The 11,976-nt window shown below is 59.5% G+C and carries 8 protein-coding genes; 3 read left to right on the top strand and 5 right to left on the bottom strand.

Annotated elements, in window-relative coordinates:
- Positions 1-42 precede the first annotated feature (42 nt).
- The 5 genes from purL to RT21_RS10775 all read right to left on the bottom strand — a co-directional run bounded on the left by purL (position 43) and on the right by RT21_RS10775 (position 8,290).
- Positions 43-3,939 (bottom strand): phosphoribosylformylglycinamidine synthase, encoded by a 3,897-nt coding sequence (purL, locus tag RT21_RS10755; protein WP_046162748.1) that lies wholly within the window; start codon positions 3,937-3,939, stop codon positions 43-45.
- A 154-nt stretch (positions 3,940-4,093) separates the two neighbouring features.
- A complete protein-coding gene (locus tag RT21_RS10760; RefSeq protein WP_045429444.1) occupies positions 4,094-4,870 on the bottom strand; it encodes an amino acid ABC transporter ATP-binding protein in 777 nt (258 codons plus the stop codon).
- Between the two features lie 10 nt (positions 4,871-4,880).
- A complete protein-coding gene (locus RT21_RS10765; RefSeq protein WP_046162749.1) occupies positions 4,881-5,978 on the bottom strand; it encodes an amino acid ABC transporter permease in 1,098 nt (365 codons plus the stop codon).
- A gap of 10 nt (positions 5,979-5,988) precedes the next feature.
- Positions 5,989-7,173: an amino acid ABC transporter permease gene (locus tag RT21_RS10770; protein ID WP_045429450.1), complete on the bottom strand. Its 1,185-nt coding sequence runs from the start codon at positions 7,171-7,173 to the stop codon at positions 5,989-5,991.
- A gap of 88 nt (positions 7,174-7,261) precedes the next feature.
- Positions 7,262-8,290 (bottom strand): amino acid ABC transporter substrate-binding protein, encoded by a 1,029-nt coding sequence (locus tag RT21_RS10775; RefSeq protein WP_045429453.1) that lies wholly within the window; start codon positions 8,288-8,290, stop codon positions 7,262-7,264.
- A gap of 343 nt (positions 8,291-8,633) precedes the next feature.
- On the opposite strand from RT21_RS10775, the gene RT21_RS10780 reads away from it, so the two are divergent.
- The 3 genes from RT21_RS10780 (at position 8,634) to rhlB (ending at position 11,962) form a co-directional block, all read left to right on the top strand.
- Complete coding sequence (locus tag RT21_RS10780) at positions 8,634-9,290, top strand: alpha/beta hydrolase (protein ID WP_046162750.1); 657 nt, start codon at positions 8,634-8,636, stop codon at positions 9,288-9,290.
- Between the two features lie 218 nt (positions 9,291-9,508).
- Complete coding sequence (locus RT21_RS10785) at positions 9,509-10,444, top strand: GGDEF domain-containing protein (protein ID WP_046162751.1); 936 nt, start codon at positions 9,509-9,511, stop codon at positions 10,442-10,444.
- A 99-nt stretch (positions 10,445-10,543) separates the two neighbouring features.
- Positions 10,544-11,962 (top strand): ATP-dependent RNA helicase RhlB, encoded by a 1,419-nt coding sequence (rhlB, locus tag RT21_RS10790; RefSeq protein ID WP_046162858.1) that lies wholly within the window; start codon positions 10,544-10,546, stop codon positions 11,960-11,962.
- Positions 11,963-11,976: the final 14 nt, after the last annotated feature.

The following is an 11,976-nucleotide window of genomic DNA, read 5'->3' on the forward strand; positions in this document are numbered from 1 at the left end:
CGAAACGCTTGCACGCTTCGGGCTCTCTACCCTAGTCCAACCTCAGTCTACCCAGACCCGGGCATTACGGAACATGCGCATCCAGCCGCCATCCTCCTGCCACTCGTCAGGACGCCAGGAGTTGGTCACGGCACGGAATACACGCTCCGGATGCGGCATCATGATCGTCACGCGTCCGTCCCGCGTGGTGAGCCCCGTAATGCCGCGCGGCGAGCCGCCAGGGTTGGCCGGGTAACGCTCGGTGACCTTGCCATGATTGTCGATGTAGCGCAGCGCTACCGTCCCAGACAAGTCCGCTTCAAGCAGCGCTTCTTCGCTTTCGAATTCCGCGTGACCCTCGCCGTGGGCAATGGCAATCGGCAGGCGCGACCCGGCCATTCCCTGAAGGAAGATCGACGGGGAATCCTGAATCTGTACCATCGCCACACGCGCTTCGAACTGCTCGGAACGGTTACGCACGAAGTGCGGCCAGGACTCGCTGCCGGGTACCAGTTCGTGAAGGTTCGACAACATCTGGCACCCGTTGCAGACGCCAAGGGCAAAGCTGTCCTTGCGTTCAAAGAACGCACTGAAATCTTCGCGAGCGCGGCCATTGAACAGAATCGATTTGGCCCAGCCTTCGCCAGCGCCTAACACGTCGCCGTAGGAGAAACCGCCACACGCAACCAGCCCCTTGAATCGCTCCAGACTGATGCGTCCCGACAGGATATCGCTCATGTGCACGTCGACGGCGGCGAAACCTGCACGGTCGAACGCAGCCGCCATTTCAGTCTGCCCATTGACGCCCTGCTCACGCAGTATCGCCACCTCGGGCCGCACGCCACGCTTGATGTACGGCGCGGCGATATTGTCGTTCACGTCGAAACCTAGGGTAACGCTCAAGCCAGGGTTGTCTTCTTCAAGCAGTGCGTCGAACTCCTGATCGGCACAGTCGACATTGTCCCGAAGACGCTGGATCTGATAGCTCGTCTCGGACCACTGCCGCTGAAGCAAGCGGCGATCACCAGCGAAAACCTCTGCGCCTTCAAACTTGATCGCCACATGGCTGTTGTTGACCGGCTGCCCGATGACCGAAACGCAATCCGCAAGGCCTGCCGCGCTGAACTGTGCGAGGACGATTTCCGTATCACCCTGGCGAACCTGGATCAGCGCACCCAACTCTTCGTTGAACAACGCTGCCGGGATGTGAGCGGCCGCTTCAACAAGGGAATCGAGATTGAGGTTGAGTCCGCAATGGCCGGCGAACGCCATTTCCAGCGCAGTGGTCAGCAAACCGCCGTCGGAACGGTCGTGGTAAGCCAACAACAACCCGTCTGCGTTCAACCCCTGGATTACGGCGAAGAAGGCTTGCAAATCCTCCGCATCGTCGACATCCGGCGCCTGACGCGCCATATGGCTGTAGACCTGCGCCAGGATGGACGCGCCCATACGGTTCTGGCCGCGACCCAGGTCGATGAGGATCAAATCAGTTTCGCCCTTGTCCAGACGCAGCTGCGGCGTCAGGGTCTGGCGGACATCAACAACCGGGGCAAAGCCGGACACAACCAGCGAGAGCGGCGAGGTCACGCACTTGTCTACGCCCTCTTCGGTCCAGCGGGTCTTCATCGACATGGAGTCCTTGCCGACCGGAATGGTGATGCCCAACTCCGGACACAGCTCCATGCCAACCGCCTTGACTGTGTCGAACAGGCGCGCATCCTCACCCGGATGCCCAGCAGCGGCCATCCAGTTGGCGGAAAGTTTGATGTTGGAAATCTTCTCGATACGTGCTGCAGCGAGGTTGGTCAGTGTTTCGCCGATGGCCATGCGGCCCGACGCGGGCGCATCGAGCAGAGCCAGCGGTGTACGCTCGCCCATGGCCATGGCTTCGCCGGTGTATACGTCATAGCTGGTAGCCGTGACTGCGCAATCAGCCACCGGGACCTGCCACGGCCCGACCATTTGATCACGCGCGACCATGCCGGTGATGCTGCGATCGCCGATGGTGATCAGGAAGCTCTTGCTGGCGACTGCTGGATGGTGAAGTACGCGATCGATCGCCTCGGACAGGTCGACCTGATCAGGCGAAAAGTCATCCCCCAGCTCGGCCTCGCGAACAGCGCTGCGATGCATGCGCGGCGCTTTGCCGAGCAGGACGTTGAGCGGCATATCAACCGGATTGTTGCCGAAATGGCTGTCAGCTACCGTCAGGTGCGGCTCAGCCGTGGCTTCGCCGACTACGGCGAAGGGGCAGCGCTCGCGCTTGCAGATGCCCTCGAAACGCTCCAGGTCCGCTGCATCGACTGACAGTACATATCGCTCTTGGGATTCGTTGCACCAGATCTCATGGGGCGCCATGCCAGGCTCATCGTTAGGCACGTTGCGCAGTTCGAAACGACCGCCACGACCGCCGTCATTGACCAGCTCCGGGAAGGCGTTGGACAGGCCGCCGGCACCGACGTCGTGAATGAACTTGATCGGGTTCTTGTCGCCGAGTTGCCAGCAGCGATCGATCACTTCCTGGCAGCGACGCTCCATCTCAGGGTTGTCACGCTGCACCGATGCGAAGTCGAGATCGGCCGAGCTGCTGCCGGTCGCCATGGATGAGGCTGCGCCGCCACCCAAACCGATGAGCATCGCCGGGCCACCGAGCACGATCAGTTTTCCGCCAACCGAGATCTCGGCTTTCTGAACATGATCTTCACGGATGTTGCCCATGCCGCCAGCCAGCATGATCGGCTTGTGGTAACCCCGCACTTCTTCGCCTCGCGGGGTGCTGATTGTCTGCTCGAAGGTCCGAAAATAACCGTTCAGGGCCGGACGGCCGAATTCGTTGTTGAACGCTGCGCCACCCAGCGGCCCCTCGATCATGATGTCGAGCGGCGTCACGATGCGCTCGGGTTTGCCGTACGGCACTTCCCAAGGCTGCTCGAAGCCAGGAATGTTGAGGTTGGAGACGGTGAATCCTGTGAGGCCGGCCTTGGGCTTGGCGCCGCGCCCGGTAGCGCCCTCGTCCCGGATCTCGCCACCCGAGCCAGTGGCCGCGCCTGGGAACGGCGCGATTGCGGTCGGATGGTTGTGCGTTTCCACTTTCATCAGGATGTGCACGGGCTGCTGGTTTGCCGCGTACTCGCCCGTTTCCGCGTCCGGGTAGAAACGTCCGGCCACGTTACCCACGATGACCGCGGCGTTGTCCTTGTAAGCGGACAGCACGCCTTCGCCGTGCATCTGAAAGGTGTTCTTGATCATGCCGAACAGCGACTTCTCCTGGCTTTCACCATCGATGTCCCAGCTGGCATTGAAAATCTTGTGACGGCAATGCTCCGAGTTGGCCTGCGCAAACATCATCAGCTCGATGTCGTGCGGGTTACGCCCAAGGCCGTTGAAACTGGTAACAAGGTAATCGATCTCGTCTTCGGCCAAAGCCAGACCCAACTCCACATTGGCCTGTTCCAGCGCGGCACGGCCGCCGCCCAGTACATCGATCGCGCGCAGCGGTTTGGGTTGTGCGTGGCTAAACAGATCCGCCGCACCCTCGAACTGCTCGAGCACCAGCTGGGTCATCCGGTCGTGCAGAGCCGCTGCGACCAAGCCAGCATCGGCCTCCGAGAAATCGCCTTCGACGTAGTAGGCAATGCCGCGCTCAATGCGCTGAATCTTTTCGAGGCCGCAGTTGCGCGCAATGTCGCTGGCCTTACTCGACCATGGCGAGATGGTGCCGAAGCGTGGAATGACCAGAAACAGCCTTCCTGCAGGTTCCTGAACCGGAACGCTTGGGCCGTACTTCAACAGCCGGGCCAGTACTTGCTGCTCATCCGCACCAAGCGTGCCGGATACCTCGGCGAAATGAGCAAACTCGGCGTACAACCCGCTGACAGCGGGGACCTTATCGGTCAATTGGGCCAGGAGCTTACCGTGACGGAAGGCGGAAAGAGCGGGGGCGCCGCGCAGGATCAACATCGTCGGAACAGCCTCGGAGGGGGGAGCAGTCGGGCCGCGTATTCTAGCCCATGACGACGTCCGAGGCTAAGGGGACGCCGCCGATTTAAGCTCAGTGACGGAACGTGAGCGTTCAGTCCGAGCTGATGACTCACGCCCCCTATGTAACGCTGAATCAGTGGAGGATCTGGCTGAGGAATAGCTTGGTGCGCTCGTTGTTCGGATTAGTGAAGAAGGTCTCGGGTTCCGCTTCCTCAACGATCTCCCCCTTGTCCATGAAGATCACCCGGTCAGCGACGGTGCGTGCAAAGCCCATCTCGTGGGTCACGCAGAGCATCGTCATGCCGCTTTCGGCGAGGCCAACCATGGTATCCAGCACTTCCTTGACCATCTCCGGGTCCAGCGCCGACGTGGGCTCGTCGAACAGCATGATCTTCGGCTTCATGCACAACGCCCGGGCAATCGCAACGCGCTGTTGTTGGCCCCCGGAAAGCTGCCCCGGAAACTTGTCAGCCTGCTCCGGAATCCGTACGCGTTCCAGATAGTGCATGGCCACTTCTTCGGCCTGGCGACGCGGCATCTTGCGCACCCACATGGGTGCCAGCGTGCAGTTCTGCAGCACGGTGAGGTGCGGGAACAAGTTGAAGTGCTGAAATACCATGCCCACTTCGCTGCGGATCGCTTCGATCTGCTTAAGATCGTTGGTCAGCTCAACACCATTGATCACGATGCGCCCTTGCTGGTGTTCCTCAAGGCGGTTGAGACAACGAATGGTCGTAGACTTTCCCGATCCCGAGGGCCCGCACAATACGATGCGCTCGCCTTGGGTCACGTTGAGATTGATGTCCTTGAGCACATGGAACTGGCCGAACCATTTGTGTACACCCTGCATTTGAATGACCGGTTCACCGGCCTGCTCAGGCTGTTCGGGTTGCAGAGATGTGTCGTTCATGTTGCCACTCCTAATTTCGATGACCGGTGTCGAGCTTGCGTTCCAGGTGCATGGAATAGCGCGACATGCCAAAACAGAAAATCCAGTAGACCAGCGCCGCAAATACGTAACCCTCAGTCGACATGCCTAGCCAGGCAGGGTCCGAGGTGGCGCGCTTGATGCTGTTAAGGAAATCGAACAGACCGATGATGATCACCAGACTGGTGTCCTTGAACAGAGCGATGAAGGTATTGACGATGCCGGGTATGACCATCTTCAGCGCTTGCGGCAGGATGACCAGAATCATGCTGCGCCAGTAACCCAAGCCCATCGCCGCGGCCGCTTCGTACTGTCCCTTGGGGATCGCCTGCAGGCCTCCACGAACCACTTCGGCGATATAAGCCGCCTCGAAGAACACCACCATCACCATGGCACGCATCAGCTTGTCGAGGTTCATGCCCTCGGGCAGGAACAACGGCAACATCACTGAGGACATGAACAGCACGGTGATCAGCGGCACGCCGCGCCAGAACTCGATGAAGGTGATGCACAGAACGCGGATGGCTGGCATATCCGAACGCCGACCCAGCGCCAGCAGAATCCCGAGCGGCAGTGCGCCGGCGATACCGACTGCGGCAATGACGATGGTCAGCATCAAACCACCCCAGCGGCTGGTCGGAACCGTCTCAAGGCCCAGAAAGCCGCCATGCAACAGCCAATAGGCAAGCAGTGGATAGATCACCAGAAAAGCGATGCCGTAGCTTGCCTTGTGTCGCATCTGCCGCAAGAACAGCGGCGCGGCACCAATGATGGCGAGCCAGGCCGTAGCATCCACCCGCCAACGCAGCTCCGGTGGGTAGAAGCCGTACATGAACTGGCTGAAACGCGTCTGCACGAACACCCAGCACGCGCCCTCACGCGAACAGTCCGCCCGGGTTTCGCCAGTCCAGTCGGCCTTGATGATCGCCCATTCGATGATGGGAGGCACTATCAACCAGATCAGATACAGGCCGACCAGGGTCAGCAACGTATTGATCCAGCTGGAGAACAGATTGGCCCGCATCCAGCCCACCACACCAATATTGGTAGAAGGCGCCGGCAGGTCCGGTTTGAAAGTATGGATCGTCATGCGCTCGTCCTTACCGCTCGATCAGCGCAATGCGCTTGTTGTACCAGTTCATCAGCAGCGAAATGCTGATGCTGATGGCGAGGTACACACTCATGGTGATGGCCATGGTTTCGATCGCCTGACCGGTCTGGTTGAGCACCGTCCCTGCAAACAGCGAAACCATGTCGGGATAACCGATCGCAGCCGCTAGCGAAGAGTTTTTCGCCAGGTTGAGGTATTGGCTGGTGAGTGGCGGAATGATCACCCGCATGGCCTGGGGGATAATCACCAGACGCAACACACGTCCCGGACGAAGGCCCAACGAAGCGGCCGCTTCAGTCTGCCCATGGCTGACCGACTGGATACCTGCACGGACTGTCTCACCGATAAAAGCCGCGGTGTAGATCGATAACGCAAGCACAATCGACACCAGCTCGGGGATCACAACCCAGCCGCCGCGAATATTGAAACGCTGAAGCTCGGGCACTTCCCAAAGAAAAGGCGCCCCCATCACCAGCGAGCAGATCGAAGGGATTGCGATAAACAATGCCAGGCTGGCTGAAAAGATGGGAAACGTCTGGCCGGTGGCATGACGCCGAGCACGTGCCCAGCGATTGAGCATGACGATCGCCACCAGCGCGACGAACATCGCCACCCAAAACGACCAGAAGCCTTCCCCAGCACTGGGCGCGGGCATCTGTACGCCTCGGTTGTTGATGAACACCACATCCCAAAGGCTCAGGCTTTCTCGCGGTCCTGGCAGCGGGCTGAGCACTGCGAAGTAGACGAAGAAAATTTGCAGCAATGGCGGGATGTTGCGAAACGTCTCTATATAGACAGTCGCGATCTTGCGTATCAGCCAATTGGGCGAAAGCCGCGCCACCCCGAGAATGAACCCGATAATAGTGGCCAGGATGATCCCTATGATGCTGACCAGCAGCGTATTGAGCAGGCCAACCCAGAAGACACGACCATAAGAGTCGCTCTCGCTGTAGTCGATCAGATGCTGGGAAATGCCGAAACCGGCAGCGTTATCGAGAAAACCGAAGCCTGACGTAATGCCTCGGTGGGCGAGGTTGGTCTGAGTGTTGTGAAACAGAAACCAGCCGATCGCTACTACTGTTATTACGGCGATGACTTGAAACAGAAAGGCACGCGCCTGCGGGTCCGTGAGCAACGAGCCGCGGGCGGCTCCTGCTTTGGCAATGGTTCGCATCAAGAAACCTCATACGGCGCTGCCGGTGCACAGGCACCGGCAGCGCTCATCCTTGAAACAAGGTCGGCAGAGCGCCGACCCAGCTCGGTCAACGCACTGGGGGTGCGTACTGCAGACCTCCATTGGTCCAAAGCGCGTTCAGGCCGCGCTCGATCTTCAGCTCGCTACCTGAACCGATATTGCGCTCGAACACTTCGCCATAGTTGCCGACTTGCTTGACGATCTGAACCGCCCAATCCTTAGGTAATTTCAGATCCTTGCCGTATTCACCTTCGGCGCCCAAGAGACGAGCCACGTCAGGATTCTTGGTGTTCTTCGCCTTCTCTTCGACATTGGCCGAAGTGATACCCAGCTCCTCCGCATTGATCATCCCGAACAATGCCCAGCGAACGATATCGAACCATTCTTCATCGCCTTGACGCACGGCCGGGCCGAGTGGCTCTTTGGAGATGACCTCAGGCAATACGATGTAGTCGTCCGGCTTGGCCAGCTTGATGCGCTGGGCATAGAGCTGGGACTGGTCAGAAGTGAGCACGTCGCAACGTCCGGACTCTAGCGACTTGGCGCTTTCATCGGAAGTGTCGTAGGTGATCGGGGTGTATTTGAGGTTGTTAGCGCGGAAGTAGTCGGAGAGGTTCAGTTCGGTGGTAGTGCCCGCCTGGATGCAGACGGTCGCGCCGTCGAGTTCCTTGGCGCTGGAAACACCGACCGCTTTGTTGACCAGAAAACCCTGCCCGTCGTAGTAGGTCACGCCGGTGAAGTTCAGCCCCATTGCAGCATCACGCGAACTGGTCCAGGTCGTGTTACGCGACAGCATGTCGACTTCACCGGACTGCAGCGCCGTGAAGCGCTCCTTGGCGGTCAGAGGGCTGTACTTGACCTTACTCGCATCGCCGAACACCGCAGCCGCAACGGCACGGCAGATATCCACGTCGATTCCCTTGTACTCACCCTTGGCATCGGTGTAGGAAAAGCCAGGTAGCCCGTCGCTGACGCCGCATTGCACAAAACCCTTGCTCTTCACCGCGTCCAGAGTCGCCCCTGCCTGAGCCAAGCCGCTTGCGCCCAAAAGTGTCGCGGCACCAAGCACGGCCAGCGTGGATTTAACCCTTATCATCGAAACCTCCAGTTTGCTTTTATTCTTGTGGTCAGAGTCTTCCGCCTGGATCACAGGCTGCCGCTCGATACCTTTCGAGGGGGCGAAGAAGAAACTGACCTCAGTCTAGCCGCCGTTTGATTATCAGCAACTCCTCCCTACACGCAGTTTGCAGAAGTGCCGTGACTTCCGGCGCATTGGGCAAATCAGACAAAGCAAGCGGCGTACCAGAACTCTGAAAGCCCCCCGGGCGCTTCCGTGCCCTTCATTGCCAAGCTCGGTACAGGTAACCTCGCCGCAGATTGCTGCATTTTTTCTCTGCGCCCGCACCAACCTGGCGCGTGCCGCCCGAACGGAGCCCAACATGAGTGACCCGCTGATCATCGAACCCGCAACTACCGCCGACGCATGCGTCATCTGGTTGCACGGCCTCGGCGCCGACCGCTACGACTTCCAGCCAGTCGCCGAAGCGTTACAGCAACGGCTGACGACGACACGCTTCGTGCTACCCCAGGCACCGACTCGCGCGGTCACTATTAACGGTGGCTGGGCCATGCCGAGCTGGTATGACATCCTCGCGATGAGCCCCGCTCGCGCCGTCGACCAGGCGCAACTGGAACGGTCAGCGCAAAGCGTGATCGACTTGATCGAGGCACAGCGCGACAGTGGCATCGATCCCGCTCGCATTTTTCTGGCCGGCTTCTCCCAAGGCGGTGCAGTCGTCTACCACACAGCCTTCCTGCGCTGGCCCGGCCCTCTGGGTGGCGTCATCGCCCTGTCCACCTACGCACCGACCTTCAATCCGGACCTGAAGCTGTCGCCATTGCAGGCCGCGCTTCCGGTACTGGCGCTACACGGTGCGAGGGATGATGTCGTGCTGCCGGCAATGGGGCGTGCCGCCTATGACTGCCTAATACAGAACCATGTGCAGGCACAATGGAAGGACTACCCGATGGCCCACGAGGTGGTGCTCGAGGAAATTCGTGATATCGGCGAATGGCTGGCCGCTCGGCTGGATTGATGTCCTCAGCGATAGTTGACCGACTGCAAAGAAAAAATGTGACGCTGCGCGCCTGTCTTGATTGGTGATTACAGCTACGCTTGGCATGGGTAGAACAAAACTCGATGCGCCTGCCGTTGTAGCGTTGCATCGCGGCCAGCAGAAGCCGACCTAGCCAGCCTTGAAGGGATGCGTGCGATAGTCATGACGAGGATGTCATCCGAGCGGATTGTGCAGCCATGAACCCGGCCAGCTGGCGGGTAGAAATGCAGCACCTCAGACAGGCGCGCCTGCTAGACCGAGTGGACGAACCCTGTCTGCGCCTGTTGCAGGAAGTCTTCGAGCCATGCACGGCCTTACCTGGCGAAATTCTGCTATCGCCGCACGTACATAACCACTATCTCTATCTGGTTCTTGGCGGCGAGCTAGCGGTCCATCTGGATTCGCTCGAAGGCAGCCCGGTTCGCTCAATCGGTCCCGGCGACTGCGCTGGTGAAATCAGCTTCATGGACGATCTGCCCCCATCGGCCTACGTACTGGCACTGGCGGATTCGGTCCTGCTGCGCGTGCATCGACGTTCGATGCAGTTGCTGACTCGCTCGCCACAGCTGATGCAGAACCTGGCCGAACTGCTTTGCCAGCGCGTGCGCCTGAGCGACCGCCTGATCATCAATAGCGAACAGAATGCCAATATCGACAAGCTGACCGGCTCGTTCAATCGCCGCTGGCTGGAGCATATCTACGGTCGCGAGAGCGCCCGTTGCGCGCTGGGCGGCCAACCACTCTCGCTCCTGATGCTCGACGTCGATCGCTTCAAAGAATACAACGACAAACTTGGGCATCTGGCGGGCGATCATGCGCTCTGCCTGGTGGTCAACACACTCGGCAAACTGCTGCGCCCAGCCGACAGCCTGGTGCGCTATGGTGGCGAAGAATTCGTGGTGCTGCTGCCCGAGATGACCATCGTAGATGCGCGAAACGTTGCAGAACGGCTACGTCGCAGCCTTGAAGATGTCGCCTCGTTCCATTCGCCCATCGGCTTACTGCCGGGTGTGACCATCTCGATTGGCGTTGCTCCGATGCGATTGAACGATGATCTGGACAGCCTCATCAACGTGGCTGATCGCGCGCTCTACCGAGCTAAGGAACAGGGCCGAAATCGCGTCTGCGGGTGAAACAGCGCTGCGACCGACCATCCCTGAGCAAGTCTTCGCCGTATCTGCTTCTTGCATTACACTGGCGAGCAAACCTTACAAGACAAAGACGAGAAGACCGTGCTCAAAGCACTAAAGAAGATGTTTGGCAAAGGCTCGAATCAGCCTGCGACCACCGAAGCTGAAAGCAGCACCTCAATACACCAGGGCGCCAGTGACCCGGCGTACTTCGAAAAGACCAAAACGCAACAGGATGATGCCCCCAAGGTCAGCCCCAAGCCGCGCCGTGAACGGGCAAGCAAGCCTGCCGCCCCGCCGGCGCCAGTCTGGAAGCTGGAAGATTTCGCAGTCGAGCCAGCCGAGGGCAAGACCCGGTTTCATGACTTCAAGCTCGCCCCCGAGCTTATGCACGCCATTCAAGACCTTGGCTTTCCTTATTGCACGCCGATCCAGGCTCAGGTTCTCGGCTTTACTCTAAAAGGCCGCGACGCTATCGGCCGGGCCCAGACCGGCACCGGCAAAACCGCCGCGTTCCTCATTTCGACCATCACTCAGCTGCTACAAACCCCACCACCTGCGGACCGATACATGGGCGAGCCACGTGCCCTGATTATCGCGCCCACTCGTGAGCTGGTCGTGCAAATCGCTAATGACGCGCTGAACCTGACCAAATACACCGGTTTGAACGTCATGAGTTTTGTCGGCGGTATGGACTTCGACAAGCAACTCAAGGCGCTCGAATCCCGCTATTGCGACATCCTGGTAGCAACGCCCGGACGCCTGCTGGACTTCAATCAGCGCGGCGAAGTGCACCTGGATATGGTTGAGGTGCTGGTGCTCGACGAAGCGGATCGCATGCTGGACATGGGCTTCATTCCTCAGGTCCGCCAGATCATTCGCCAGACGCCACCCAAGAGCGAACGCCAGACGTTGCTGTTCTCGGCCACTTTCACCGAAGACGTGATGAATCTGGCCAAGCAGTGGACCACGGACCCGGCCATCGTCGAGATCGAAGCGATCAACGTGGCCAGCGACACAGTCGAACAACACGTGTATGCCGTGGCAGGCAGCGACAAATACAAGTTGCTCTACAACCTCATTACCCAGAATGACTGGACCCGCGTGATGGTCTTCGCCAACCGCAAGGATGAGGTGCGTCGCATTGAGGAGCGCCTTACCCGCGATGGCATCAGCGCTGTTCAAATGTCAGGCGACGTTCCACAACACAAGCGCATCCGAGCACTGGAAGGTTTCCGCGAAGGCAAGATTCGGGTGATGGTTGCCACCGATGTCGCCGGCCGCGGGATTCATGTCGATGGCATCAGCCACGTGATCAATTTCACCCTGCCGGAAGTCCCCGACGACTACGTCCACCGCATCGGCCGTACCGGCCGGGCCGGAGCCAGCGGCACTTCGATCAGTTTTGCCGGGGAAGACGATTCGTTTGCCCTGCCGGCGATCGAGGCATTGCTGGGTCGAACGATCAGTTGCGAGATGCCGCCTGCTGAGCTGCTGGCAGCTGTCCCACCCAAGCGCTAAGGCTGAAAATGAAA

The organism is Pseudomonas sp. 10B238 (genome assembly GCF_000970615.1).
Taxonomy (GTDB): Bacteria; Pseudomonadota; Gammaproteobacteria; order Pseudomonadales; family Pseudomonadaceae; genus Stutzerimonas.